The 25,337-nt window shown below is 64.7% G+C and carries 24 protein-coding genes and 1 tRNA gene; 14 read left to right on the top strand and 11 right to left on the bottom strand.

The features are described from left to right. Positions 1 to 34: 34 nt before the first annotated feature. Positions 35 to 289, bottom strand: coding sequence for a hypothetical protein (locus ACWKSV_RS00125; protein WP_076715345.1), 255 nt, complete (start codon positions 287 to 289; stop codon positions 35 to 37). Next, positions 286 to 1,077, bottom strand: a complete 792-nt coding sequence (locus ACWKSV_RS00120) for a DNA/RNA non-specific endonuclease (protein ID WP_076715343.1) — start codon at positions 1,075 to 1,077, stop codon at positions 286 to 288. The genes ACWKSV_RS00125 and ACWKSV_RS00120 overlap by 4 nt, the downstream gene beginning before the upstream one ends. Positions 1,078 to 1,691: 614 nt before the next feature. Here ACWKSV_RS00120 and ACWKSV_RS00115 point away from each other — a divergent pair. Further along, on the top strand, positions 1,692 to 2,402 hold the full coding sequence (locus ACWKSV_RS00115; RefSeq protein ID WP_076715340.1) for a Crp/Fnr family transcriptional regulator: 711 nt from the start codon (positions 1,692 to 1,694) through the stop codon (positions 2,400 to 2,402). A gap of 134 nt (positions 2,403 to 2,536) precedes the next feature. On the opposite strand, the gene ACWKSV_RS00110 is transcribed toward ACWKSV_RS00115, so the two are convergent. After that, positions 2,537 to 4,294, bottom strand: a complete 1,758-nt coding sequence (locus ACWKSV_RS00110; RefSeq protein ID WP_237243543.1) for a methyl-accepting chemotaxis protein — start codon at positions 4,292 to 4,294, stop codon at positions 2,537 to 2,539. A 701-nt stretch (positions 4,295 to 4,995) separates the two neighbouring features. Here ACWKSV_RS00110 and ACWKSV_RS00105 point away from each other — a divergent pair. Further along, complete coding sequence (locus ACWKSV_RS00105; RefSeq protein ID WP_076717973.1) at positions 4,996 to 5,250, top strand: helix-turn-helix domain-containing protein; 255 nt, start codon at positions 4,996 to 4,998, stop codon at positions 5,248 to 5,250. Between the two features lie 154 nt (positions 5,251 to 5,404). Here ACWKSV_RS00105 and ACWKSV_RS00100 read toward each other — a convergent pair. Both ACWKSV_RS00100 and ACWKSV_RS00095 read right to left on the bottom strand, forming a co-directional pair. Beyond that, positions 5,405 to 5,489, bottom strand: a tRNA-Leu gene (locus tag ACWKSV_RS00100). 351 nt (positions 5,490 to 5,840) lie between these two features. Beyond that, positions 5,841 to 7,355, bottom strand: coding sequence for a YifB family Mg chelatase-like AAA ATPase (locus ACWKSV_RS00095; protein ID WP_191864848.1), 1,515 nt, complete (start codon positions 7,353 to 7,355; stop codon positions 5,841 to 5,843). A 195-nt stretch (positions 7,356 to 7,550) separates the two neighbouring features. On the opposite strand from ACWKSV_RS00095, the gene rpmH reads away from it, so the two are divergent. From rpmH to ACWKSV_RS00060, 7 genes are all read left to right on the top strand, one after another. Continuing rightward, the gene (gene rpmH, locus ACWKSV_RS00090; RefSeq protein WP_042490346.1) at positions 7,551 to 7,685 is read left to right on the top strand and encodes a 50S ribosomal protein L34; all 135 of its coding nucleotides are present in this window, start codon (positions 7,551 to 7,553) and stop codon (positions 7,683 to 7,685) included. 59 nt (positions 7,686 to 7,744) lie between these two features. Then, positions 7,745 to 8,131 carry a ribonuclease P protein component gene (gene rnpA / locus ACWKSV_RS00085; RefSeq protein WP_443026378.1) on the top strand — a complete coding sequence of 129 codons (387 nt, stop codon included), beginning with the start codon at positions 7,745 to 7,747 and terminating at the stop codon, positions 8,129 to 8,131. A 2-nt stretch (positions 8,132 to 8,133) separates the two neighbouring features. Next, a complete protein-coding gene (gene yidD / locus ACWKSV_RS00080) occupies positions 8,134 to 8,346 on the top strand; it encodes a membrane protein insertion efficiency factor YidD (RefSeq protein WP_058743809.1) in 213 nt (70 codons plus the stop codon). 18 nt (positions 8,347 to 8,364) lie between these two features. Beyond that, positions 8,365 to 10,062 carry a membrane protein insertase YidC gene (gene yidC / locus ACWKSV_RS00075; protein WP_076715269.1) on the top strand — a complete coding sequence of 566 codons (1,698 nt, stop codon included), beginning with the start codon at positions 8,365 to 8,367 and terminating at the stop codon, positions 10,060 to 10,062. Further along, positions 10,059 to 10,733, top strand: a complete 675-nt coding sequence (gene yihA, locus ACWKSV_RS00070; RefSeq protein ID WP_076715268.1) for a ribosome biogenesis GTP-binding protein YihA/YsxC — start codon at positions 10,059 to 10,061, stop codon at positions 10,731 to 10,733. Before yidC ends, yihA begins: the two co-directional genes overlap by 4 nt. A 331-nt stretch (positions 10,734 to 11,064) precedes the next feature. Further along, entirely contained in the window at positions 11,065 to 14,118 is a 3,054-nt protein-coding gene (locus ACWKSV_RS00065; protein ID WP_191864847.1) for a TonB-dependent receptor domain-containing protein, read from the top strand. Positions 14,119 to 14,216: 98 nt separating this feature from the next. Then, positions 14,217 to 14,879, top strand: a complete 663-nt coding sequence (locus tag ACWKSV_RS00060) for a glutathione S-transferase family protein (protein ID WP_076715266.1) — start codon at positions 14,217 to 14,219, stop codon at positions 14,877 to 14,879. Between the two features lie 82 nt (positions 14,880 to 14,961). Here ACWKSV_RS00060 and ACWKSV_RS00055 read toward each other — a convergent pair whose 3' ends face one another. Together ACWKSV_RS00055 and ACWKSV_RS00050 are read right to left on the bottom strand one after the other, a co-directional pair. Then, positions 14,962 to 15,450, bottom strand: coding sequence for a DUF805 domain-containing protein (locus tag ACWKSV_RS00055; RefSeq protein WP_191864846.1), 489 nt, complete (start codon positions 15,448 to 15,450; stop codon positions 14,962 to 14,964). A gap of 216 nt (positions 15,451 to 15,666) precedes the next feature. Then, positions 15,667 to 15,837, bottom strand: a complete 171-nt coding sequence (locus ACWKSV_RS00050) for a hypothetical protein (protein WP_156884184.1) — start codon at positions 15,835 to 15,837, stop codon at positions 15,667 to 15,669. 111 nt (positions 15,838 to 15,948) lie between these two features. On the opposite strand from ACWKSV_RS00050, the gene dapE reads away from it, so the two are divergent. After that, a complete protein-coding gene (dapE, locus tag ACWKSV_RS00045) occupies positions 15,949 to 17,064 on the top strand; it encodes a succinyl-diaminopimelate desuccinylase (protein ID WP_076717966.1) in 1,116 nt (371 codons plus the stop codon). On the opposite strand, the gene ACWKSV_RS00040 is transcribed toward dapE, so the two are convergent. Genes ACWKSV_RS00040 through ACWKSV_RS00030 form a run of 3 tightly spaced genes read right to left on the bottom strand, consistent with a single transcriptional unit; the run spans position 17,042 to position 19,603 of the window. Next, a complete protein-coding gene (locus ACWKSV_RS00040; RefSeq protein ID WP_191864849.1) occupies positions 17,042 to 17,569 on the bottom strand; it encodes a Smr/MutS family protein in 528 nt (175 codons plus the stop codon). The genes dapE and ACWKSV_RS00040 overlap by 23 nt on opposite strands. A gap of 25 nt (positions 17,570 to 17,594) precedes the next feature. Further along, positions 17,595 to 18,962: a murein transglycosylase A gene (gene mltA, locus ACWKSV_RS00035; RefSeq protein ID WP_156884183.1), complete on the bottom strand. Its 1,368-nt coding sequence runs from the start codon at positions 18,960 to 18,962 to the stop codon at positions 17,595 to 17,597. A 17-nt stretch (positions 18,963 to 18,979) separates the two neighbouring features. Beyond that, positions 18,980 to 19,603, bottom strand: coding sequence for a Tim44/TimA family putative adaptor protein (locus ACWKSV_RS00030; protein WP_056429903.1), 624 nt, complete (start codon positions 19,601 to 19,603; stop codon positions 18,980 to 18,982). 488 nt (positions 19,604 to 20,091) lie between these two features. Here ACWKSV_RS00030 and secB point away from each other — a divergent pair, with 488 nt between their 5' ends. The 4 genes from secB (at position 20,092) to ACWKSV_RS00010 (ending at position 23,681) form a co-directional block, all read left to right on the top strand. Continuing rightward, entirely contained in the window at positions 20,092 to 20,598 is a 507-nt protein-coding gene (secB, locus tag ACWKSV_RS00025) for a protein-export chaperone SecB (protein WP_042490310.1), read from the top strand. 13 nt (positions 20,599 to 20,611) lie between these two features. Next, the gene (gene murJ / locus ACWKSV_RS00020) at positions 20,612 to 22,189 is read left to right on the top strand and encodes a murein biosynthesis integral membrane protein MurJ (RefSeq protein WP_076715263.1); all 1,578 of its coding nucleotides are present in this window, start codon (positions 20,612 to 20,614) and stop codon (positions 22,187 to 22,189) included. 8 nt (positions 22,190 to 22,197) lie between these two features. Beyond that, a complete protein-coding gene (gene trpS / locus ACWKSV_RS00015; protein WP_076715261.1) occupies positions 22,198 to 23,205 on the top strand; it encodes a tryptophan--tRNA ligase in 1,008 nt (335 codons plus the stop codon). 149 nt (positions 23,206 to 23,354) lie between these two features. Further along, positions 23,355 to 23,681, top strand: a complete 327-nt coding sequence (locus ACWKSV_RS00010) for a P-loop NTPase family protein (protein WP_076715260.1) — start codon at positions 23,355 to 23,357, stop codon at positions 23,679 to 23,681. Between the two features lie 129 nt (positions 23,682 to 23,810). On the opposite strand, the gene dnaA is transcribed toward ACWKSV_RS00010, so the two are convergent. Then, positions 23,811 to 25,337, bottom strand: coding sequence for a chromosomal replication initiator protein DnaA (dnaA, locus tag ACWKSV_RS00005; RefSeq protein ID WP_076715258.1), 1,527 nt, complete (start codon positions 25,335 to 25,337; stop codon positions 23,811 to 23,813).

Raw genomic sequence — 25,337 nt, 5'->3', positions numbered from 1 at the left:
GCGGGATGCAAATAGATCCCGCGCACCCTATGGATCAAGCAAACGGATTGGCGACTTCGCCGGTCTCACCCTTGCCTTCACGTTCTAGGCGATCAGGCAGGTCGGCCGCCTCCAGTTCGCCGCAGATGGCATCGACCAAGGCCTTCAGCGACTGAGCGCGCTTCAAGCCAGCCTTGTCCCGGGTTATCTCAACAGAACCAGACAGCGTAACCGCGTCCGACGCGTTCTCAGCCGACAGATCGCCGATGCTGTCCACAGTGCTGTCATCAGCGAAAGGCTTCATCGTCATGGCCTGCTTCTCCTCGAGCTTTTGGTGCGATCGAAAGTAGGAAATGCCGGGACCTTGGCTCTGGTTGCGCGGTCGAGCTGAGGGAACGGGTCGATGCCAGTCCGGCGGGTCAACTCAGCTATCGATACGACTTGCCAGACCGGCTTGGCGGCATTCGTCGCTATCCAAGCGCCTGCGCCCTGGCCGCGAGACCACACGGCTTTCCAATAAGACGTAGGGATAAGGACCCGCCCCTTGAGCGTCTTTATCGTCGCCCCCTCATATAGCGGGCCGGTTACGACGTAGGTTTCCCCTAACGTCATTGTCAGGCCACGGACGTACTGCTCAAGATCCGCCCACCCATTGCGGTTCAGCGACGGCGCTTGGGGCGCGATGTTCGCCAGGCTGAAACTTTCATAGTCTGACTCGGCGTCGACCATATCACCTGAGGGCGCCATATGGCCCCGGTCGAAGCCGGAACGTACATAGTCACTCAGCTCCGCACGATCCGATGGTATGAGCCGGGGATCGGCATGGAAGCGATTGCTCCGCTGGTCATAGTTTCGCGCTGCCGTCACCGATGCGCGGGTCAGGTGCTCGGCTGACCAAAGCGGGGTCCGCGTGCGTGACGAATGCAGGACCGAGAATGTCCGATTGCAGAGTTGCGTCGTCCCTTGAGCGAGGCTTGGCTTATTCAGGACGGGCGCATCACCCCCTGCAAAAAGCTGCGGACATCGTTCCGCCTGGGCGCCCGCCGCAGGAAAGACGATCGACAGGCAGGCAATCGCTAGGCCAATTGTAATTCGCAACGTGCTCTCCGAGCGGGATGTGATCTGGCCAAGCCATAGGCGAGCCCGATGAACGCTTAATGGCTTGCCCGCCAAGCACGCACGTCAGCCTTCGTGACGTCGCTGGCGTAGCACATGGGGGCATATCCCCCAGCGCGGTTCCAAGCGCTTCGACGGCCACAGCGCGACCCGTTACGTGCAGAGTTGTAGGGACAGGGGCAATTGCCCGGATATTCGGAGATCGATGCCTTGATGATGCGCTGCTTTACCTGCACGTCCGAAAGCGCACCTCCGCGCGCGTCAGCAGGAAGCGGTGAAAGTGCGACACACATCATTGCAGCTGTTGTAAGCTCTAAACCTCGAAGCATACTCCCCCTCCCCCATTATGATGGCCCATCGCTCGGGCCCGGCAATTTACAACTCAACCGCATGTTGCACCACTAACGAACTCATTGGAATTGCTTAATTACCGATGTGTGATCGACACATTCACACGCTTCCGTGAGGCCCACGGATTCATTTGGCGAAAATGGGAGGTCCACATGGGTGGCTGCATCAGCTGCCCCCCTCTAGAATCCCAGTTTTATCTGAGATAAATTCTTGCCGCCAAGCCAAATGCTGATCTCGGAGGCCGAATGAGCGGATCGATCTTCATAAACAGGCTTCGTAGCCTGGTTGATTTGGACAACGAGTGTCGAGCTGCTCTCGATGAAATTCCGATAGAGCAGTTTCCCGTCCGCCGCCGCCATGACATCATTCGGTCAGGCGAGAAGCCTGACTATCTATACGTTGTGCTCTCGGGATGGGCTGCACGGTATTCGCTCCGCGCAAACGGCACACGCCGCATCACCGGCTTTCTATTGCCAGGCGACTTCTGTGGTATTCATGCCGTGTGCCACTCCAGCATGGACCACTCGATCACCGCGATCACCGATTGCACGATTGGCAGAATGCATCGAGATGCTGTTCGCGACCTCGTCGCCGCGCATCCGATAATAAACGATGCTCTATGGCGATCGAAGCTCAACGAGGAAGCCATCTTACGCAAATGGCTCCTTGCATCTGATGACGCGCTACATGCTCTTTCGCATCTGTTTTGCGAATTTTGCGAACGCCTGAAAGCAATCGACCAGACGAAACACGGCAGCTTCTTCCTCCCAATTACGCAGGAAGATATAGGAGACGCTCTTGGGTTGACCGCCGTACATGTGAATCGCGTTATTCGGCGATTACGCGACTTAGGCCTCATCGGCGTCGAAGGACGGAGCTATACCATCTTGGATAGCGCCGGGCTTACTCAGGCAGCAAGCTTCCGTTCGGACTATCTAAGGGGGTGGAGCGGGTAGAACATCTTTGTATATGAGAGGTGTACTGTGTACCTTCGTGATCACCTAGATACGCATTTGAGCGGAATTTGAGCCGCGCCGCTCCAACCCTTATCACACGAGGCCCGGCAGCGCGGAGGCTGCCGGGGGTTTTCTCAAAATTCCGACCATTCCTCGGAAAATGCGGCGCTGCCTCCGGAGACCAGACGCATTGCAGGTTTCGGGGCCAGCCGAGTCCGTGAGCCAGTAGCTTGGGTCGCACGAATCCCCGACGCGCCAATCCGGAAGCGCGCGACATGTCCCGCCAGTTCGTCCGCCTTGTCCGTCAGTTCACGAGCCGCAGCAGTCGTTTCCTCAACCATAGCGGCGTTGCGCTGGGTCACGCCGTCCATCTCCTCGACCGCAACATTGACCTGACCCAAGCCACTAGCCTGCTGTTCCGCCGAGTTAGCCAAGCTATTGATCAGTGCCGTGATCTCCTGGACTCGACCGATGATCTGATCGAGCGAGCGCCCTGTCTCCGCCACCAGCTCAACACCCGTCCCGATCTGCTGATTGCTGGCCACGATTCGCGACTTTACGTCCTTGGCCGCATCCGCCGAACGCTGCGCCAGCGCCCGGACTTCGGAGGCGACGACAGCAAAGCCCTTGCCCGCGTCACCGGCACGTGCCGCCTCGACCCCGGCGTTTAGCGCCAACAGATTGGTCTGGAAGGCGATGCCATCGATCACGCTGATTATCTCCGAGATCTCATGGCTGGACCGCTCGATACCGCTCATCGCTGCGACTGCATCGCGTACGACCTGCCCACCGTTTTGCGCAGCGCTGCTGGCGTCTGCTGCCACCGTATCCGCACGTTTTGCGTCAGATGCCGAACGCCCGACCATGTCCGTGATCTGCTGCATTGAGGCGGCGGTCTCCTCCAGGCTGGCGGCCTGCTGCTCAGTGCGCTGGGACAAGTCCTCGGACGCTGAACGTATCTCTCCCGAGGCCGCACGAAGGCCTTCGGAAACACCACTCACCGCGATCATCGCCTGCTCAACCTGAGCCATGGCGTTGTTGAAGTCGCTGGCCAGCGACGCAAAGGGTTCATCCAGTGCGACATCGATCCGGGCGGTCAGATCCCCGACGGCTAGGGCCTGCATCCCCGCCCCGATCGTCGAGACGATGAGCGCCGCCTGCTCGTCCTTTTGCCGATCGGCCTGCGCCAGCTGATCGCGCAGCGTGGCGGCGGCGCGCATCATGCCGCCGACTTCGTCTCGCGCGTCGTTCGCGGGGATCGCGACGGATCGCTCGCCTGCCGCCAGCTTGCCAAGCAGGCCGCTCATCGCACCGACCGGCCGTGCGATCAGGCGAACCAGCAGCATCAACATAGCCATGGTCAGCAGGGCGACGCCGATCACGGTGCCGATTACGATCCGTTCACTGGTCTGATAATTGTCCTTCGCCTCGGCCACCAGCGCGTCGATCGCCTGCGACTGCTTCACGCGCATCGTGTCGGCGGCCTTGTTCGCCGTGACGAAATAGGGCCGTGCGACCCGGAAAAGCGCAATAGCCTGGGGCGACCCGATCGCCGCCGCTCGCGAGGTTTCCTCCGCATGGCTGCGATATTCGTTCCAGTCGCGCACGAACGTATCGAGCGCATTGCGCGTCTCGTCATTCGCCAGCCGGGGCCGAAGCCAGCGCGTCCGCTCCGCGATCTGGTCGCGAAGCTCGTCGATCCGCCGCTGTGCAACCGCCCGGTCCTCCGGGGTGACGGACAACAGATGCTGGCCGATCGTGGCGCGATAGGTCGCCGTGCTGGCATTGATGACCGCGATCGCCTCCAATTGGGCACGCTGCTCACCACCGAGATTGACCGCAATGTCGCGCATATCGCCCAAGCGAACGACGGCGAGTGCCGCTAGTCCCATGAGCGCGATCAGCAGAATGGAAAAGCACGCGATAAGCTTTCCCGAGATGCGGAGATTTTGCACGGAGGCAGTCCCTTCGATCCATTGGCGCCCCCCAGCGCAGGGCGCGCCAACTGCCTATCGCGAGTTAACTTTATGATATTGACTATAGTTAAGACCGGTTAGGTGGGCCGGTGCATACTGACGCGGGGGCAAATCAGCCTATGCCACGGCAGATGGGTGCACACGTCTTTTCGCCAGCCCGGTGCTGATGCGTAAGGTTGGGGCAATCGATCACCCCGACCCATGGAATCATTTCGCGGCTCTTCGCTCTGTTTGGGAAGACGGGCATTAAGGTTTTGCTCTCGCCCGCTTACCGGCGGCAAATGCCAACCGAATAGGCGAACCAAATGCTGATCACCTAGGCCTGTTGATGCTGCAAAGCTCGTATGCTGGCTTGAGATATATACACACCGAACGCAAGCCTTCGGCTCACATTTACCTTCAAAATCAACGTACTAGCTCTTTCGTCGTACGTGTCACATTGTGTTACACTTTGTCCCACATTGTGTTACGCGCAAAAATACCTGAATAAACAAACACTTATGCGCGTCATATCGTGATGGCTTATGGTCCTCGCGAGACCATTGCTCCTAGCGGCCGCCAGTGAGATAATACGCCCGACGAAGAGCCCACCAGCCTCCCTGCTAGGAGTCTGGTACATGAAGGACACTTTAGGGCCGATTGGGGCCCTCACTCGGATGCTTCCTCTCACCGTTACGGTCAGGGAGGCTCTCACGTTAATCGGGATAGGGCGCACGCGCTTCTATGAGCTTGTCGCAGCCGGTCAGATCACCACCGTCAAGATCGGCCGACGACGGCTAGTGCACCTGGAGTCGCTGCAGCGCTTGGCAGCTGAGGGCTATGTCGTGGCGCCGCCATACATCCGCCCAGAACAAATAGACCTCGATCTTTGACCTAGCGTGAGAGACTATCAGGCAAGGTCGTTTGACCGGCACTGTTCGCCATCAATCGGCTATAGTCGGAATCAAATGTGGGAACAGCAGAGGGAGCGGGAAGCATCCTCAGACACAAAAACCTAGCAAAAGCAGGCGCTTAAGTGACTGTTAGTGGTGCCCCTGGCCGGACTCGAACCAGCATGCCTTGCGGCGTTCGATTTTGAGTCGAATGCGTCTACCAATTTCGCCACAGGGGCAGCGAAGAGGCGCTGCTAGACGAGGGTGATGCGAGGTGCAAGCGCCGATTGTCGGGATCAGGGGCAATCATGAAGCGCCACGCATACGAAGACCACGAGCGTGTATAGCAGGACCAGGACAATCGCGGTCTGGTATAGCGGTAGGATCAGCACTTTGGTTCGGTTGCGCCAAGGCAGCATCCAAAGGCCGATGAGCCCAGGTACGGATGCCAACGCCGCAAGAGCATAGAGGAGCGCAGGCGCCAATCCCAGACTCTACGGGATCGGACCAGAGGATAGCCAGCCACGTCAGCGGCGGCCCGAACGCCATCAGCAATATAGCGGCGATCCCGCGCGCGGCCTTGCCCGCCATCAATTCACCGGCGGCCGCTGGCGATAACTCAGCGCCTCGGCGACATGGATACGCCCGACCTGCTCCGCCCCCGCCAAGTCGGCGATGGTCCGGGCGACGCGCAGGACGCGGGTATAGCCACGCGCGGTCAGGCGCATTGGCTCGGCCGCCTCGACCAGCAGGGCGCGACCTGCATCGTCCGGGGTCGCAAAGCGTTCCAGCCATGGCCCGTCCGCTTCGGCATTGGTCCGGATCGTCACGGCGGCATCGCGGTAACGTTCGGTCTGGAGCGCGCGTGCCGCCGCCACCCGCGCGGCGACCGTCGCCGATGATTCGGCGGCGGCGGGAGCGAACAGGTCGACGGCGCGAACCGGCTGGACCTCGACGGACAGATCGATTCGGTCGAGTAGCGGCCCGGAAATCTTCGCCTGGTAATCCGCCGCACAGCGCGGCGCGCGAGCGCAGGCCAGCGCGGCGTCACCCAAATGGCCGCAACGGCACGGGTTCATCGCCGCGATCAGCTGCACCCGCGCGGGGAAGGTCACATGCGCGTTGGCGCGCGCGATGCTGACCGTGCCGGTTTCCAGCGGCTGGCGCAGCGAATCGAGCACGGCACGCTGAAATTCGGGCAATTCGTCTAGGAAGAGAACGCCCAGATGCGCGAGACTGACCTCGCCCGGCCTGGCCTTCAAGCCGCCGCCGGTCAGCGCGGCCATCGATGCCGAATGGTGCGGCGCGCGGAAGGGCCGTGTGCGGGTCAGACGCCCTCCGGCCAGCGTCCCGGCAACGGACTGGACCATCGAGACTTCCAGCGCTTCGGCCGCATCGAGCGGCGGCAGGATGCCCGGCAGGCAGGCGGCCATCAGCGACTTTCCCGACCCCGGCGGACCGCTCATCAGCAGATTATGCCCGCCAGCCGCCGCGATCTCCAACGCGCGGCGGGCATTTTCCTGCCCCTTCACCTGCGACAGGTCAGGGCCGGGCACGCCCTCCTCCACCAGTCCGCCCTCGGCGGTCGGCAGGACGGAATGACCTTTCAGATGGTTGATCAGCGAGAGCAGGTCGGGCGCTGCGATCACCGCGCCACCGCCCGCCCAACTCGCTTCGGCCCCTTGCGCGGCAGGACAGATCAGTCCCTTGTCGATCGATGCGGCATGGATTGCCGCCAGCAGCACGCCCGGCGACGGGCCGATCCGGCCGTCCAGCGCCAGTTCGCCGACGACGACATGATCGGCGAGCAATTCGGCATCGACCACCCCCATCGCCGCCAGCAACGCGAGCGCGATGGGCAGGTCGAAATGCGATCCCTCTTTGGGCAGGTCGGCGGGCGACAGGTTCACCGCGATCCGCTTGGGCGGCAAAGCGAGGCCCATGGCGGCGATGGCGGCGCGCACCCGTTCCCTGCTCTCCCCCACCGCCTTGTCGGCCAGCCCGACCAGATTGAAGGCGGGCAGCCCGGCGATCAGTTGCACCTGCACTTCGACGGCACGCGCCTCCAGCCCCAGATAGGCCACCGTGGACACGATCGTCGCCATGCAAATCCCCCTGTACGGGCGCTCCCCTGCCCGCTTATGCTTCCTGCAAAGGATGCCGGCCGACCGCAAGGGGCATAGGCGCGTGTCGGGCGTGCACAGCGGATTGACTTGAAAGCCCGCTTTGCGTAAGCGGCTTGCCACCAAGGCCGTCCTCGTGGCGGCCGTTTTTATTCAGACGTATCCAAGGAATGAACGATGAAGCGTACCTTTCAGCCGAGCAATCTGGTGCGCGCTCGCCGTCACGGCTTCCGTTCGCGGATGGCCACGCCGGGCGGCCGTGCCGTGATCCGCGCGCGTCGTGCACGCGGCCGCAAGAAGCTGTCGGCGTAATCACGACGCTGACCCGCCGCCGCGATTTCCTCGCGGCCAATGGCGGGCGACGCGTGGCGATGCCCGGCTTCGTGCTGCAGGTTCGCCCGCGGGATGACGGTGACGCTGCGATTCGCGTCGGCTTCACCGTCACCAAGAAGATCGGAAACGCGGTCGTTCGCAATCGGATGAAACGCCGATTGCGGGCGCTCGCGCGCGATCTATTGCCGGAAAAGGGCATAGCGGGCGCCGACCATGTCCTGATCGGACGGCAAGGCGGGATCGAGCGCGACTATCAGGCGCTCACCGCCGAGCTGGCCAAGGCGCTGACCCGCGCCGCCTCGCCCGATACCGGCGGCCATGACAAGCCCCGCGAACCGCGCGTGCATCATGGCCGTGGCAAGGGGCGCAGCCCCCGCGGCGGCGCGCACCGCCAGCCCGCCTCGCAGACCCAAGAGCCCGCGTGACCCTGTTCGCGCGGGCCTTGATCCTGATCGCGCGGGGCTGGCAACTCGGCCCTTCGCTGATCCTGCCGCCCACTTGTCGCTATCAACCCTCCTGTTCGGCCTATGCAATACAGGCCATTGACCGCTATGGCGCGGTCAAAGGGGGCTGGTTGGCGCTCAAGCGCATTGCGCGGTGCCATCCCTGGGGCGGGCACGGACCCGACCCGGTCCCCTGACACTAACGGGGTTTCCACGTGAACCAAGACCGCAAGAATTTCGTCGTGTTCGCGGTGATCGCGGCGCTGATCCTGTTCGGATGGCCGCTCATCCAGAGCAAGTTCTTCCCGAGCAATCCGCCCGCGACCAAGATCGAGGGCGGCAAGCAGGTGCCCGTGGCCAACAGCACGGCCAACCCGACCGCCACGACGCCGACCGCGATTCGCGACCGCAAGGTCGTGCTCGCCGAAACCCCGCGCGTGGCGATCGACACGCCGCGCCTGAAGGGTTCAATCAACCTGAAGGGCGCACGGATCGATGACCTCGTCCTGCTCGACTATAAGCAGACGGTCGACAAGAATTCGCCGCCGATCCGCCTGTTGTCGCCTGCGGGTGCCGAGGGTGCCTATTTCGCGGGCTTCGGCTGGCGCACCGATGGGCTGAACCCGCCCGCCGCCGATGCCGTCTGGACCGCCAGCGCGCCGGTGCTGCGCCCCGGCCAGCCGGTCACGCTGAGCGCCGCCAACGCCACCGGCCAGCGCTTCCAGATCACCCTGTCGGTCGACAAGGATTACATGTTCACCGTCCAGCAGACGGTGGCCAATGGCGGCAATGCGGCCGTGCCGGTCGCGGCCTATGGCTATGTCAATCGCGGCATTTCGGCCGATCCCGATACCTGGACGATCCATGTCGGCCCGATGTCGGTCAACAACGGCTCGGCCAATTACGGCCCGAACTGGAAGGACCTGGACAAGGCGCCGACCCGCTTCACCACGACCGGCGGCTGGCTGGGCTTCACTGACAAATATTGGCTGGCGACGCTGATCCCCGATCAGGCGAAGGCGTTTGACGGCCAGTTCCGCGCCGGTGCGGGCCAGACCTATCAGGCCGACTATACGCTTCAGCCGCAGACGCTGGCACCGGGCAAGCAGCTGACCCAGACCACGCGTTTCTTCGCGGGTGCCAAGGAAGTGGCGCTGCTCGACCGCTATACCGACAAGGAAGGCGCGACGAAGCTCGATTACGCGCTGGACTGGGGCTATCTGCGCGTCCTCGAAAAGCCGATCTTCTATTATCTCGACTGGCTGTTCCGCCTGGTCGGCAATTTCGGCGTCGCGATCATCCTGCTGACCGTCACCATCCGGGCGCTGATGTTCCCGATCGCGCAGCGCCAGTTCGCCTCGATGGCGGCGATGCGCGCGGTGCAGCCCAAGATGAAGGCGCTGCAAGAGCGGTTCAAGGACGACAAGGTCCGGATGCAGCAGGAGGTCATGGCCCTCTACAAGCAGGAGAAGGTCAATCCGCTGGCGGGCTGCCTGCCGACGCTGATCCAGATTCCGATCTTCTATGCGCTGTACAAGGTGCTGATGCTGACGATCGAAATGCGGCACCAGCCGTTCGTCGCCTGGATCAAGGACCTGTCCGCGCCCGACCCGCTGACCCCGGTCAACCTGTTCGGCCTGCTGCCCTTCGTGCCGCCGCACTTCATCGCGATCGGCGTCGTGCCGATCCTGTTGGGCATCTCGATGTACTTCCAGTTCAAGATGAACCCGCAGCCGATGGACGATGCACAGAAGCAGGTCTTCGCGATCCTGCCCTGGGTGCTGATGTTCGTGATGGCGCCGTTCGCGGTCGGCCTCCAGGTCTACTGGATCACCACCAACTGCATCTCGATCCTGCAGCAGCGCCTGCTCTACGCCCGCCATCCGGGCCTGAAGCAGCCGGTCGCCAAGTGAGCAAGCTTCCCACCCCTGCCCCCTCCGAGACGCCCGAAGGCTTCTCGGAGGAGTTGGTCGAGTCGGCGCGCAAGCTGTTCGCCGGGCCGGTCACCTTCCTGAAGTCCGCACCCGCGCTGAAATTCCTGCCCGATCCCATCGTGCCGGAAGTCGCGGTCGCGGGGCGATCGAACGTCGGCAAGTCGTCGCTGCTCAACGCACTGACCAATCGCAACGGGCTGGCGCGCACCTCGAACACGCCGGGGCGGACGCAGGAGCTGAACTTCTTCGACGTCGGCACGCCCCCGCTGCTGCGCCTCGTCGACATGCCCGGCTATGGCTTTGCCAAGGCGCCCAAGGACATGGTCAAGCAGTGGCGTTTCCTGGTGAACGACTTCCTGCGCGGACGCCAAGCCCTGAAGCGTGCGCTGGTGCTGATCGACTCGCGCCACGGCATCAAGGAGGTGGATCGCGAGATCCTGGAGATGCTCGACCGTGCGGCGGTCAGCTATCGCATCGTCCTGACCAAGGCGGACAAGGTGAAGGCGACCGAGCTTGCCGACGTCATCGCCCGCACCGAGGTCGAGGCCCGCAAGCGCGCCGCCGCGCACCCCGAAATTCTTGCCACATCCAGCGAGGGTGGCATGGGGATTGCCGACCTGCGCGCCGCCGTGCTCGAAGCCATCGGCTAAGCCGCTGCGGCGGGGACTCGGGCGTCATGCGCCGAGTCCCCGCCTTCCTCGATTCGCGTAAAAACGCGTCTCCAAATTTCGACAAACTGTTGAGGAACCGGCGCAATCCGTGCGGGTTCTGGCATCTCGCAAACGCGGTTGCGGCGAAGACACACAGGTGTCGCTCGCCCCTTTGTCATACCCAGCAGACCTACCGCCAACTAACTGATGTTGTTGTATAAAGGTCGCATCGCTGCGCAAATGTCAGCACATATGACGCTTTTGTTGACGTCCTGACATGCTCAGGAATAGCCCCATAAATACAAATAGATAAAATTGGGGAAAGCGTATCATGTCCCGGAATATCCGCTCGCGCGCGCTGCGCGACGTCAGCGCCGTTGCGCTGCTCACCCTCCTTGCGGCCCCGGTCGCGGCCCAGACCCTGCCGCCGACCGCGCCGGAAAACGCCACCGCGCCGGAAAGCACCGCGCAGGACACCGCAGCGGACCAGAGCGCGGCGGGCGGCCAGGACGTCGTCGTCACCGGCTCGCGCATTGCCCGCCCCGAGTTCGAGACGCTGCAACCGACCCAGGTCGTCGGTGCGGCGCAGATCGCCAATCGCGGCTATACCAATGTCGGCCAGGTGCTGAGCGAAATTCCGGCCTTCGGTCCTCCGGGCAATAGCGGCGTCGGCGCGCAGTCGTCCTTCGGCCCGGCCCAGACCTTTGTCGACTTTTTCGGCCTCGGCACGCAGCGCACGCTGGTGCTGGTCAACGGCCGCCGCTTCGTGTCATCGAACACCGCCAGCATCTTCGGCCCCGTATCGGCCGGTACGCAGGTCGACCTGAACAACATCCCGACCAGCCTGGTCGAGCGGGTCGAGACCGTCGCCATCGGCGGCGCGCCGATCTATGGTTCGGACGCGATCGCGGGCACCGTCAACATCATCCTGAAGCGCGATTTCGATGGGCTTCAGCTCCAGGGCCAGGCGGGCGTGTCGCAAAAGGGCGATGCCCCCGATCAACGCCTCAGCCTGCTGGCGGGCAAGAACTTCGCCGATGGTCGCGGCAACATCACCATCTCGGGCGAGTATAACCGCGTCACCGGCCTGACCGCCGCCGACCGCGACATCACCGCCGCCGGTTACTTCTTCGGCACGCCTGCCACCGCCGGCGAGTTCCAGCGCGTCCTCTATCCGAACCAGCGCTACAGCGCCTTCACCATCGGCGGCGTGCCGTTCAGCGCGGACGACTTCCTCGCCAGCCGCTCGGGCATCCGCAATGCGGCGGGCCAGTTGCTTCAGTTCGGCGCGAACGGCACGCTGGTGCCGCTCGACCTCGGCACGCCGATGCGTCAGGGCTATATCAGCAGCGGCGGCAACGGCTACAACCTGCCGCTCCAGTCGAACCTGCTGACGACCTCCGAACGCTATATCGCCAGCGCCCAGGCCAGCTATCAGTTCAGCGACCGCATCCGCTTCTTCGGCGAGGCATGGTATGTCCGCAGCAAGGGCACGAACCTGATCGATCAGCCCAACTACAACACCGCGCTGTTCGACGATGCCGGGACGGCCGATGGCAACCTGCTGCTCAGCCTCGACAATCCGTATCTCTCGGCCACCGACCGCGCGACCATCGCGGCCAATCTGCCCGCTGGTCAGAACCAGTTCTATGTCGGCCGCGCGCTGGCCGACCTGACCACGGGCCGCGCCGAAGCCACGGTCGAGACGTACCGTTTCGTCGGCGGCTTCGACGGCACGGTGCCGCTGCTGGGTCGCGACTTCAAGTGGGAGGCCTCGGCCGTCTATGGCAAGTCGATCACCAATGGCCGCAACTTCGAGCTGATCCAGCAGAATTTCGCCAATGCGATCGATGCGGTGCGCGACGCTTCGGGCAACATCACCTGCCGTCCAGGCGTGGTGAACGCCACCATCCCGTCGATCGGCGGCGGCGCTTGCGCTCCGCTCAACATCTTCGGCATCGGCCAGGCCAGCCAGGCGGCCCGCGATTACATCTTCGCGGTCGCCACGCCGCGTTCGGCCAATGAGCAGCTGGTGTTCAACGCCAACATCAACGGTCCGGTCTTCCAGCTGTTCGGCAACGACGTATCGCTGTCGCTGGGTTACGAGCATCGCGAGGAGAAGACGCAGTTCGATCCCGGCGCCTTCTATTATGGCGAACCGCAGGCGGATGGCAGCCGCGTGCAATATGGCCGTACGATCCCGATCGATCCCATCCGTGGCAAGTTCCACACCAACGAGGTGTTCGGCGAAGTCGTCGTGCCGTTCGTGTCGAGCAAGAACGAGCTGAGCTGGCTCAAGACGCTCGAATTCGACGGCGCGGCGCGTTACGTCGACAACTCGCTGTCGGGCGGCGACGTGACCTGGACGGCGGGCGGCCGGGTCGGCTTCTTCCAGGGGCTGACCTTCCGCGGCAACTTCACCCGCTCGATCCGTTCGCCCGCGATCACCGAGGTGTTCAACCCGACGTCGCGGGCGTTCAATTCGGGTCTCGATCCGTGCGACGCACGCTATGTCGGCAATGGCCCCAATCCCGCGACGCGTCGTGCCAATTGCGTCGCGGCCGGGATCAACCCTGCGACGTTCGATTCGAACTTCAGCAACTTCACCATTCCGGTGACGATCGCGGGCAACCCCGATCTGCGCAACGAAAAGGCCAATAGCTGGACCGTAGGCGCCATTGCACAGCCGCGCTTCATCCCCGGCCTGTCGGTCGCGGTCGATTGGGTCAACATCAAGCTGAACGACGCCATCCGCTCGCTGGACGGCACCGACATCCTGAATGCCTGCTATGATTCGAGCAACTATCCCAACCAGTTCTGCGGGTTGTTCACTCGCGGTGCGGATGGCCAGCTGACCACGATCCGCCAGGGCTATTACAACGCCGCATCCTATGAGATGGCCGGTCTGCAATCGACCATTGCCTACCGCCTGCCGCTCAGCCGCGTCGGACTGGAGAATGCCGGTACGGTCGGCCTGTCGGTCAATTATTTCTACCGCGACAAGCTGCAGACCCAGGTGGGTGTGGGCGACATCAACCATGACGCGGGCGAGATCGGCTATCCGCGCCATTCGGGCACCGCGAACCTGACCTATGAGGGCGACACCTTCAATGTCCTGTTCCAGGGTCAGTATACCGGCAAGGTGAAGTTCAACCTGGACGAAGCCCCCAATGCCCGCAACATCAGCGGCCTGACCGACTGGGTGGTGTTCAACACCACGGTGGGCGTGAAGGTGAACGACCAGTTCAACCTGCGCTTCATCGTCGACAATGTCTTCAACGCGACCGCCCCCTTCCCCGCCACGGCGGTGCCGGGTGGCACCCAGCCCTATTTCTCGGGTCTGATCGGTCGCTTCTTCCGCGTTGCGGCCACCGCCCGCTTCTGATCCAGCGTTCGTCGGAAACGAAAGGCCCGTCCGGTTCCCCGGGCGGGCCTTTTTTTGTTCGGTTGCGGCGATCCGGCGGGGCCGTTACCCCTTGGTCCATGAAGCTCATCATCGGCAACAAGGCCTATTCCTCCTGGTCCCTGCGCGGCTGGCTCGCCTGTCGACAGTCGGGACTTCCCTTCGAGGAGGTGGTCGTGCCGCTCTACGACGCGGACTGGGACAAGCGGCGCGAGGGGGCGGAGTTCGCACCGTCCTCGGGCAAGGTGCCGATCCTGTGGGATGGCGAGGCGGTCGTGTGGGACAGCCTGGCGATCATCGACTTCCTGGCCGACAAGGTCGGGCGCGACCGCTTCTGGCCCGCCGACGATGCGGCGCGCGCCATGGCACGGTCGATGGCGGCGGAGATGCATTCCAGCTTCGTGGCGCTGCGTCGCAAGCACAGCATGAACATCCGCCAGGTCTATCCCGCCCGGATGCTCGATGACGACGTAATCGTCGACCTGAAGCGGATGATGGAGCTGTGGGCGCAGGCGCGAGCGCGCTTCGGCGGCGACGGCGATTTCCTGTTCGGGCAGTTCGGCGCGGCGGACATCATGTTCGCGCCGGTGGTGACGCGGATCGTCACCTATCAACTGCCCGTCGCGCGCTTCGCGGTACCCTATATGGGCGCAGTGTTGCGCCACCCCTTCATGCAGGACTGGATCGCCGCCGCGCAGGAAGAGGAATGGGTGATCGAGCGATTCGAACAGCCGGTGGGGTGAGGTTTACTCGCTGTTGGCAAGCCGGTTGGCAATTCAGATACATCTCCGAAGCACCATCGGCTTGGCCAATGCTCGGTTCACATCAGCGGAGAATGGCCGCCTTCTGCGCTTCGAACTCGCTGTCCGAAATAATACCCCTTGATCGCAGATCGGCTAGCCTCTCGAGACGATCGAGCTCATCACCGCTGGTAACGGGCCCCGGACGCAGGGGTGGAGAGTCAGAGATAGGATCGCCGCCAAACTGATTATCACCGATCGTACCACGCTGACAGAACCAGACAATGAGCAGTATTGCACCGACGATCGGAATTAACGAAATCCAATACCACCAGCCGGACCGATCCGTGTCATGAAGCCTGCGGACTGCCGCAGATAGCGAAGGCAGGAACAGGCCGAGCAGGGTAAGGCAGTAGAACACCGCGCCGAAACCCAAAGCGGTGTCCAAGACGGACGCGGCCAGATAGCATCCGAACGCAAATAGCTGAAAAAACCAGAATTCTGACCGAGATGCTCGACCCTGCCATACTACATACTTGCTCGGACAGTGGCTTATTGCTTGCCCAAAGTTCATAGATGCCCCCTGATGTCATGCCCCGAAGAAGACATGCCAGAGTAATCATGAACTTCAAGCGGAAATATTTAGGCGGCTCGACCGCTTTTGCCCCAGTGAATATGCTGGCCGTGGCGTCAAGGACACGCATCAAGACGCATAGGCTTATGCGTTGTACGGGGCGCATTATCGATGCTCGTCTGCACTGTCATCATATCCGATGGAGCAACACCAGCCTTACCGCGCGGTCGGCGGAACGTCGTTCAGGGGCGCCCGCTGGTCGGCCGCCGGTTCGGCGACGCGCGACGTGAAGGTGTAGAGCAGCACCCCGGCAATCCCGAGTGCAATCAGCAACCAGAGCAGCAGTCGCTTTCCGGCCTTGTTGCCGTTGGAATCGGGGTCGTTCATCACATCACTCCTGTTACGCAAGAGTTGGAACGATGTCGGGGCGCATCGGCTCCGTGAGCGTCGTCAATCGCGTCATTGCCGTCCGCGCCCGCGCTGCCTATGCCGCGCGGCATGACCGACGCCCTCTCCCTCGCCCAGGCCCTGATCCGGGCCGACAGCGTCACGCCTGCGCGTGGCTCCGTGTTCGACGTGCTAGAGGCCGCGCTGGTGCCGCTGGGCTTCGCCGTGGATCGCTTTACCATCGGCGAGGAGCCCGACGGTCCGGTCGAGAATTTGCTGGCCACGCGCGGCGGAACGGGCACGCATCTGGCCTTTGCGGGGCATGTCGATGTCGTGCCCGCCGGTGACGGCTGGCAGGGTTCGCCCTTTTCCGGCGAGGTGCGGGACGGCCTGCTCTTCGGGCGCGGCGCGGTCGATATGAAGGGTGCGGTCGCCGCCTTCGTGGCCGCGATCCCGGCCGACCGGACCATCCCGTTGTCACTGATCATCACCGGCGACGAGGAAGGCCCCGCTATCTACGGCACCCGCGCGTTGATCGATCGGATGGCCGAGCTTGGGGTTGCTCCCGATCTGTGCCTAGTTGGTGAGCCGACCTCGGCGCAACGGCTGGGCGACATGATGAAGATCGGGCGGCGCGGCTCGGTCAATATCTGGATCACGGTGCCGGGGCGGCAGGGGCATGTCGCCTATCCGCATCTGGCCGACAATCCGATCACCCCGCTGGTCGCGATGCTGGCAGAGATCGAGGGGGTGACGCTCGACACCGGCAATGCCTGGTTCCAGCCGTCCAATATCGAGATCACCGACCTGCATGTCGGCAACCCTGCTACCAACGTCATTCCGGGGGCGGCGCAGGCGCGGCTGTCGATCCGCTTCAACGACGAACAGAACGGCGCGGCGCTGGTCGAGCGGATCACCGCCATCGCGCAAGCCCACGCCCCCGCCGCCCAGGTCACGGGTCGCATTTCGGGCGAGGCGTTCCTGACGCAGCCGGGTGCCTTTTCCGCGATGATCGCCGACGCCATCCGCGCCGAGACGGGGATCGAACCCGAGTTGTCGACGACCGGCGGCACCTCGGACGCGCGCTTCCTGTCGAAGCTGTGCCCAACGGTCGAATTCGGCCTGCTCAACGCGACGATGCACAAGGTCGATGAGGCGGTGGCGGTCGACGACCTTTACGCGCTGACCCGCATCTATGCGGGCGTCATCGCTCGCGCGGGCGCCTGAAGACGATATAGAGCGCGCCCTGCCCGCCATGGCGCGGATGGGCACCCCGGATCGCCGCGATCGAATCGGCATGGCGCGAGGCGCCCAGCCAGTCGCTGATCGCCGCGCGGATCGCGCCGCGTGCATGGGGGCGCTCGCTTTCGGGACGCGGCGGCTTGCCCGTCACCAGCAGCAGCACCCGGTCGCCTCGAGCGATCGCCCGGCCCAGCCCCTGGTCCAGCAACGCATGTGCCGACGCCAGCGTATGGCCATGCAGGTCGAGCGAGCTGTCAGGCATGACGCTGCCCCGCGACAGGCGCTTGTCCCAGCCGCCATCCAGCGTCTCGCCCGGCCCCTTCTTCGGCGCAGGCGGAGGCGCTGCGGGCTGGCGCAACGGCGGCACGCGGCCCTTCACCCGCACCTTGGGCGCGCCGGGCGTATCCTGGAACACCGCCTCCATGGTCGGCGGGGGCGGCGCGGGCCGGGCGGGCACGATGGCAGCGCGTAAGGGACGCACCGTTTCCATCACCCGCGCCCAGAGATGCGCCTCGTCAGGGTTGAGGGATCGCACCGACCGTCCCGACAGGAGCCGTAATCCCGGCGCGAGCCAGCGTCCCGACCGGCAGCAGCAGGAAGGCCGTGCCCCGCGCCGACATGCCGCCCGCGACCGCCCGCGCCGTATCGCCCGCACCCCAGAAGGTGTCGAAGCGGTTGGAGCCCTTGATCGCGCCGCCCGTGTCCTGCGCCACCCACAAGCCGGTCGCATCCTGCCGGTCCATCGACAGGAAGACGGGCGCGCCAAGCGGCACGAACTTCGGGTCCGCCGCCACGCTGACCTGCCCCGTCACCGCATAGCCCATCGCCCCCTGCGGCGCGCCGTTCAACTCGCGGAAGAAGACGAAGCTCTTATTCTCGCGCATGATCGCGCGGCCTTCCTCGGGATGATCGTGCAGCCAGGCGACGATCCCCTGCATCGAGGTCTGCCCCGGCCCCAGCAACCCGCGTGACTTCATCAGCGCGCCGATGCCGGTATAGTCGCGGCCATTCTGCGTATCATAGCCGATCCGCATGATCCCGCCATCGGGCAACCGCAGCCGCCCCGAGCCTTGGATCTGAAGGAAGAATACCTCGACCGGGTCTGCGCCCCAGGCGAGGATCGGCGCACGCCCCTCCAGCGACCCCTGCTCGATCGCGGTCCGGTCGTCATAGGGGACGAGGTTGGTGCCCTGCACCTTGCCGCGTATCTTCTTGCCCTTCAGGTCGGTCGTGAAGGCACCCAGATCGACATCGATAAGGTCGCGCGGCCGGGCGTAGATCGGCACCTCATAGCCCGAGCGCCGGTCGCGCGAACCCGCAATCTCGGGCTCGTAATAGCCGGTCGCCAGCGAACGGCCGTCGCCGACCTGCACCGCCTCGAAATAGCGGGCGAAGAAATCGCGGGCACCCCCGCGCGGCACGCTGGCGGCCGCCTGGCAGGCGGATTGCCAGTCAGTGCCTTGCGTCAGGCCGCTGCCGTCGGTGCGGCGCATCAGGCCGGGACAGGACAGCAGGAAGGCCGCACGCGCCGCCTCCGCCTGCGGTTCGGTGATCGGCAGGGCGGCGACGGGCGGTCCGGCCAGAATGCCTGCCTGTGCCGCCGTGGCGGCGCCGGGGATCGCCGCGACCGGAGTAGCTGGCAGTGGCGTCGCGGCCACGATCCGCACCGGACCATCAGCCACGCGCGAGACGCTGGGGCCGCTGGGCTGCGCGGACGAGCCGCCCGGCCGGGGGCGGGGTTGCGGTTTGGGCTGGGGCTGTGCTTCCCCACGTGACGGATAGGGAACCGATGTGCCCGGCGGGACGATCCGCCCGGCACAGGCCGACAGGCTGACCGAAAGCGCGACCATGGTCGCGACGCGATACCCCCTCAATGCGATCATTCCCCCGTCAGACCGGATCAGGCTTCGTCGGTGTCGACGAGCTTCCAATTCGGATCGCCGCTCTTCAGCGTCCGGGCGAAGGTCCAGACGTCATGCGTCTCGACCGCATCGCTCAGCGAACCGGCGATGACATGGCCCTCGGCATCACGCGTGACGGCCGCGATATCGGCGTCGAAGCGGACGGTGATGCGCGCCTCGCGCCCCTCGACCTGCGCATCGACGATCTTCGCGCTCTCGACCCGGATCAGGCGGTTGTCGAGGGTCTGGCCCGCCTCGCGCCGCTGCTCGATCGCCTCGGCGAAAGCGGCCAGCACGTCGCGCTCGACCAGATCGGCCAGCGCGTCCTCGTCACCTTTCCAAAAGGCTTCCAGCGTCATGCGATAGGCGGCCTGCGCGCCGTTCAGGAACTGTGCCACGTCGAAGCCCGCCTCGCCCGCGATCACCGCGCGCAGGCCCTGTTCGGCACGCGGATCGATGTTGCGGTTGGCGACGGGCGCAGAGGCCTGTGCCGCCTCGGTCGCGCGGGGCAGCGTGACGGGCAGCGGCCGGTCATCGGCGCTGCGCGCCAGCGGCTGCTGTTCATGGCCGGTGCGCTTGCCCAGAACACTGTACAGCCGCAGTGCGAGGAAGAGCGCGACCATCGCGAGAAGAACGACGTAGAATAACAACACAGGCGCCTTTCACTATCGTGACCGATATAGGCGTACGAGCCGACAATGAAAACCCGGCCTCCCGACGAGGTGGGCAAGGTTGAAACCGTGCCGACCCGCTGCTACGCGCAACGGCTATATGGCCGAACGCGTGAACATGCCGTTTCGGTCCCTTGAGGGTCTATACTCAATCAGGACGGGGTCGTGACGGAGCCGATTTTGGTTCAGGGCAAGAAGCGAGGAGCGGAGCGATGCAATCGCATCGTGACCGACGAGCGACGTCGCCCTGTGCCAAAATCGGCCCGCCGCTTTGGCGGTCGCCCGCTGGAAGGCGCTGGTCGGCGTCGCTTGCTTGCAGGTAGCGCCGCTACCTGCCGCGCCGCGCTCCTTGCCAGCGCCTTCCAGCGGGCGATCACGATCCCCGTCCTGATTGAGTATAGACCCTACCCCCTTTGATCTCACGTAAGAAGGTAGCGACGATGGACGAACAGGGTTTGCCGCAGGGCTTTGAAGCGCCGAACGGCGACGATGCCGGCCCCGCCGCCGGTATGATCTCGCAATATGTGAAGGATCTGTCGTTCGAGAACCCGAACGCGCCCGCCATCTATCAGGCGCAGACCGCGCCCGGCATCGACGTGCAGTTCAACATCTCGGCGGCGCAAGTCGGCGAGGAAGTCCACGAACTGACCCTGAAGATCGAGGTTCGCGCCGAGTCCGAGGGCAAGACCGCCTTCATCGTCGATCTCAGCTATGCCGGTCTCTTCGGCTTCCGCAACGTGCCCGCCGACCAGATCCAGCCCTTCATGCTGGGTGAAGCGCCGCGCCTGCTCTTCCCCTTCGCCCGCCGCGTGCTGGCCGATGCGGTGCGCGACGGCGGCTTCCCGCCCCTGATGCTCGAGCCGATCGACTTTGCGCAGCTCTACCTGCAGCAGGCCGATGCCCAGGCGGGTGCACAGCCGAACACCCCGGAAACCGGCCACGCCTGATCCGGACTGACAGATGAACCTGACCAAGGCGCTGGGCTCGGTCGGCGGGCTGACTCTGGCCAGCCGCGTGCTTGGTCTGGTTCGCGACTCGCTGTTCTTCCGCTTCGTAGGCGCGAACTTCGCCTCCGACGCGTTCCAGATCGCGTTTCGCCTGCCCAACATGTTCCGCGCCCTCTTTGCGGAGGGCGCCTTTTCCGCCGCCTTCATCCCGATGTTCAACCGCAAGGTGGCAGAAGGAGATAAGGCGGCGGAGGGCACGGGCCTGGCGCACGGCCTGGCTTTTGCCGAAAATGCGCTCTCGGTCCTGCTGCCGGTGCTGATCGTCATGACCGCGATCGTCGAGCTGGCCGCCTGGCCCGTCACCTGGGTCCAGACCTTCGGTTACGGCAAGGGCACGCCTGCGCAGTTCGACTATATCGTCCTGCTCAACCGGCTGACCTTTCCCTATCTGCTGTTCATCAGCCTGGTGTCGCTGCTGGGCGGCATCCTCAATTCGCTGCACCGCTTCTGGGTGAATGCCGCCGCGCCGATCCTGCTCAACCTGACGCTGATCGTCGCCGTGCTCTTCTTCCATACGCATGACCCGATGGCGACCGCCCGCAATCAGGCGATCGCGGTCACGGTCGCGGGCATATTGCAGTTCGTCTGGCTCTGGTGGGCGTGCCGCCGCGCGGGCGTCCGGCTCCGGCTGAAGCGGCCGGTGATCAATGACGACGTGAAGCGGCTGATGAAGCTGATCCTGCCTGCCGCTGCCGGGGCGGGCGCGGTGCAGATCAACCTCGTCATCTCGACCGCCCTGGCCGCCCGCTTCCTGCCCGAGGGGTCGGTGTCCTATATCTATGCCGCCGACCGGCTGAACCAGTTGCCGCTGGGGCTGATCGGCATCGGCCTCGGCACCGTCCTCTTGCCCACCGTCTCGCGTCTGCTGGGTGCGGGCAAGGAGGTCGAGGCCATGGAGACACAGAACCGGGGCATGGAGCTGGCGCTGCTCCTCACCCTGCCCGCCACGGTCGCGCTGATCGTCTGTGGCCAGCCGATCGTCGCCGCGCTGTTCGAGCATGGCAAGTTCACCGCCACCAACAGCTATTACACCGCGCAGGCACTCGCCGCCTTCTCGATCGGCCTGCCCAGCTATATCCTCGTGAAAGTGCTGACGCCGGGCTATTATGCGCGCGCCGATACCCGGACGCCGGTGCGCTATGCCACCTGGTCGATGCTGGTCAATCTGGGGCTCAACCTGATCTTCATCTGGTGGCTGGGCCATATGGGGCCGCCGCTGGCCACCGCCATCGCCTCCACGGTCAATGTCGTACTGCTCTATCGCACGCTGGCCAAGCGCGGGCATTTCGTGGCGGACGCGCAGTTGCGGCGGCGCAGCTGGCGGATGCTGCTGGCCGCGCTCCTGATGGGCGGGGCGATGGCGCTGCTCAATGCGCGGTTCCAGCCCTATGTCACCGGCACCAACCTGGAGCGGTGGGGCGCGCTCATCATACTGGTGGCGACGGGGATGCTGGTCTATGCGGTCGCCACCTTCGCGACGGGCGCCTTCCGTCTCGGGGATATCAAGCGGCTCGTTCGCCGCAACAGTTGAGGACCATCATGCGCGTCGTTTCCGGCATCAAGCCCACGGGCAACCTACATCTCGGCAATTATCTGGGCGCCGTGAAGCAGTGGGTGGCGATGCAGGACGACATCCAGGCCCAGGGCGGCGAAACGATGTACTTCATCGCCGACCTGCACGGCCTGACCGAATGGATCGCGCCCGAGGCGATGGCGGCCAACACCATCGAGATGACCGCGACGCTGATCGCGGCCGGAATCGATCCCGAACGCTCGATCCTGTTCAACCAGACGCGCGTTCCCCAGCATAGCGAGCTTGGCTGGCTGCTGAACAATGTCGCGCGCGTCGGCTGGCTGAACCGCATGACCCAGTTCAAGGACAAGGCGGGCAAGAACCGCGAGGGCGCCAGCGTCGGGCTGTACGACTATCCGGTGCTGATGGCGGCCGACGTGCTGCTCTACAACGCCACGCATGTGCCGGTGGGCGAGGACCAGAAGCAGCATCTGGAGCTGGCCCGCGACATCGCGACCAAGTTCAACAACGACTATGGCCGCGAGCTCTTCACCCTGCCCGAGCCGCTCATCAGCAAAGCGGCGCCGCGCATCATGTCGCTTCGCGACGGTGCGTCGAAGATGTCCAAGTCGAACCCGTCGGAAATGTCGCTGGTCAAGCTGATCGACACCGATGACCAGATTGCCGAGAAGTTCCGCAAGGCCAAGACCGATGCCGATGTCCTGCCCGACAGGATGGAGGGGCTGGACGGCCGCGCCGAGGCGCGCAACCTGATCACCATCTATGCCGCGATGGCCGACCGCGAACCGGCGGACGTGCTGGCGCAGTTCGCGGGCCAGGGCTTCGGCGCGTTCAAGCCCGAGCTGGCCGATCTGGCGGTCGCCACGCTGGGTCCGATTCGCGAACGACTGACCCGGTTGCTGGACGATCGCGGCGAAGTCGGCCGTATCCTGGAGCGTGGCGCGGAAAAGGCGCGCGATCTGGCCGCGCCGCTGCTGCTCGACGTGCAGCGGACCATGGGGTTGCAGATCTGATGACCACCCGCCCCCCTCACCAAGGTCCCCACCCGGATCATGGTGATGGGGCCACCGGGCAGCGGCAAGTCGGCGCTGGCCCGGATGCTGGGCGAGCAGTTGGATTTGCCCGTCTGGCACGCCACGCTCTGTTCCATGGCCCCGGCTGGGTGGCTCGCCCGCGCGAAGACTTCATCGCCGACATGGCCGCCCTCGCGGCCCGGCCCGCCTGGGTGATCGACGGCAATTATTCCAGCGCGCATTACGGCCCCGCAATCACCGACCGGCTCGCCCGTGCCGAACGGATCATCCTTCTCGACCTACCCCGCCGCATCACGATCCCACGCATCCTGCGGCGCGTGGCCCGCTACCATGGGCAGCAGCGCCCAGACAGTGCACCGGGATGCCCGGAGCGGCTGGACCGAGAATTCCTGCTTCATTGCTGGCACTGGCAACGGGCGATGCGGCCGGGGATATTGGGGGTGCTGGCGGATTAGGGGCGGGCAGATTCCCTTGGCCTTCGACTACGCTCAGGCTGAACGGCGCGAGGGAATGGGGTTCTATCCAAAACCCCGTTCAGGCTGAGCGAAGTCGAAGCCCACGCCCCGCCCCCGCCAGGAAGGCCCTCAGCCCTCCAGTTCCTTCATCAGCACGCGGACCGCATTGTCGATATCGCGGTCGGTATCGCGCAGTTCCTCGATCTTGCGCACCGCATAGATCACCGTCGAGTGATCGCGCCCGCCGAACTTGCGGCCGATTTCTGGCAGCGAGCGGGTGGTCAGGCGCTTGGCGAGGTACATGGCAATCTGGCGCGGGCGGGCAATCGCGCGCGCCCGGCGGGCCGAAACGAGGTCGAGCGGCTTCAGCTCGAAATGACGGCTGACCAGCTTCTGGATTTCGTCGATGGTGATTCGACGTTGCGCGCCCCGCAGCACCTCGCCCAGCGTGGCGACGGCAAATTCCATGTCGATCTTGTCGCCGGTCAGCTGCGCATAGGCGACCACGCGATTCAGCGCGCCTTCCAGCTCGCGGATATTGCCGCGAATCCGTGACGCGAGGAGATCGAGTACATCAATCGGCACCTGAATCTCGGGGAGATCGGCAACCTTGCGATTCAGGATCGTGCGGCGCAGCGTCAGGTCGGGCGCCTTGATGTCGGCGACCAGGCCAGCCCCCAGACGACCGATGATGCGCGGTTCCACGCCGTCCAGCGACTGGGGCGAGCGGTCGGCCGAAATGACCAGCCGCTTGCCCGCGCCGACCAGTTCGTTGACCGTGTGGAAGAATTCTTCCTGGGTCGAATCCTTGCCCGCGATGAACTGAAGATCGTCGATCAGCAGCAGATCGGCGGAGCGCAGCCGCGACTTGAAGCTGTGCGTGTCGCGCGCGCGCATCGCGGCGACGAAATCGAACATGAACCGCTCGGCCGACATGCACAGCACGACCGCTTCGGGATGCGACTCGAGAAAGGCATGGGCGATGGCGTGCATCAGGTGGGTCTTGCCCTGCCCCGTGCCGCCATGGAGGAACAACGGGCTGAAACGCGGCGGGCCCGGCTCGGCCAGCGACAGCGCGGCGTTGAAGGCGACCCGGTTCGACGAATCGACCACGAACCGATCGAAGGTCAGGCGCGGGTCGAGCGGCGGCCGGTCGGCGGGAACGCGCAGTGCGGGCGCCGGAGCGGCCACCACCGGGGCAGGAGCCGCCGCCTTGGCGCGCGTCTGACGCGGCGCAGGGGCCGGAGTCGGTGCAGGCCCGCCGAACAGCGAGGGCTGCTCGTCCGCCTCGACCGGCTGCACCGGGGCCGCGGCCACGGCACGCGGAGCGGGCGTGGCATCGAAGGTCTCGACACTGGTCAGCCGCGCGACCTTGCTGGGCGCACGGGTTTCGATGACGACCGAGCGGACCTCGGGCAGCACCGCCTTGAATTCCAGGTGCAGGCGGTCGGCATAATGGCTGCGCACCCAGTTGGTCGCAAAGGCCGAGGGGAGCGCCAGACGGACCGTATCGGGCTCGTCACCCTCGATCAGCTCCATCGGCTTCAGCCACTGGTCGAACAGCCGGGCTCCTGCCGATTCGCGCAGGTTCGCGCGGACGCGCGCCCAGGCACGGGCCTGGTCCGTCGTCGGTCGCGTTGCCTGCCAATTCGTCAC

The sequence above is a fragment of the Sphingomonas sp. SphC10 genome (genome assembly GCF_057004845.1).
Note: the sequence above shows the minus strand (reverse complement) of the source record. Positions and strands in the feature narration are given on the sequence as shown.

Bases quoted from the DNA above. Each gene is read 5' to 3' on its own strand.
- ACWKSV_RS00050 (WP_156884184.1), bottom strand. From the start codon at position 15,837: ATGAACGACCCCGATTCCAACGGCAACAAGGCCGGAAAGCGACTGCTG.
- ACWKSV_RS00115 (WP_076715340.1), top strand. From the start codon at position 1,692: ATGAGCGGATCGATCTTCATAAACAGGCTTCGTAGCCTGGTTGATTTG.
- rnpA (WP_443026378.1), top strand. From the start codon at position 7,745: ATGCCCGGCTTCGTGCTGCAGGTTCGCCCGCGGGATGACGGTGACGCT.
- ACWKSV_RS00105 (WP_076717973.1), top strand. From the start codon at position 4,996: ATGAAGGACACTTTAGGGCCGATTGGGGCCCTCACTCGGATGCTTCCT.
- ACWKSV_RS00095 (WP_191864848.1), bottom strand. From the start codon at position 7,355: ATGGCGACGATCGTGTCCACGGTGGCCTATCTGGGGCTGGAGGCGCGT.
- ACWKSV_RS00065 (WP_191864847.1), top strand. From the start codon at position 11,065: ATGTCCCGGAATATCCGCTCGCGCGCGCTGCGCGACGTCAGCGCCGTT.
- ACWKSV_RS00110 (WP_237243543.1), bottom strand. From the start codon at position 4,294: ATGGGACTAGCGGCACTCGCCGTCGTTCGCTTGGGCGATATGCGCGAC.
- trpS (WP_076715261.1), top strand. From the start codon at position 22,198: ATGCGCGTCGTTTCCGGCATCAAGCCCACGGGCAACCTACATCTCGGC.
- dapE (WP_076717966.1), top strand. From the start codon at position 15,949: ATGACCGACGCCCTCTCCCTCGCCCAGGCCCTGATCCGGGCCGACAGC.
- mltA (WP_156884183.1), bottom strand. From the start codon at position 18,962: ATGATCGCATTGAGGGGGTATCGCGTCGCGACCATGGTCGCGCTTTCG.
- ACWKSV_RS00030 (WP_056429903.1), bottom strand. From the start codon at position 19,603: ATGGTCGCGCTCTTCCTCGCACTGCGGCTGTACAGTGTTCTGGGCAAG.
- ACWKSV_RS00055 (WP_191864846.1), bottom strand. From the start codon at position 15,450: ATGAACTTTGGGCAAGCAATAAGCCACTGTCCGAGCAAGTATGTAGTA.
- ACWKSV_RS00060 (WP_076715266.1), top strand. From the start codon at position 14,217: ATGAAGCTCATCATCGGCAACAAGGCCTATTCCTCCTGGTCCCTGCGC.
- rpmH (WP_042490346.1), top strand. From the start codon at position 7,551: ATGAAGCGTACCTTTCAGCCGAGCAATCTGGTGCGCGCTCGCCGTCAC.
- secB (WP_042490310.1), top strand. From the start codon at position 20,092: ATGGACGAACAGGGTTTGCCGCAGGGCTTTGAAGCGCCGAACGGCGAC.
- ACWKSV_RS00040 (WP_191864849.1), bottom strand. From the start codon at position 17,569: ATGGAAACGGTGCGTCCCTTACGCGCTGCCATCGTGCCCGCCCGGCCC.
- ACWKSV_RS00125 (WP_076715345.1), bottom strand. From the start codon at position 289: ATGACGATGAAGCCTTTCGCTGATGACAGCACTGTGGACAGCATCGGC.
- murJ (WP_076715263.1), top strand. From the start codon at position 20,612: ATGAACCTGACCAAGGCGCTGGGCTCGGTCGGCGGGCTGACTCTGGCC.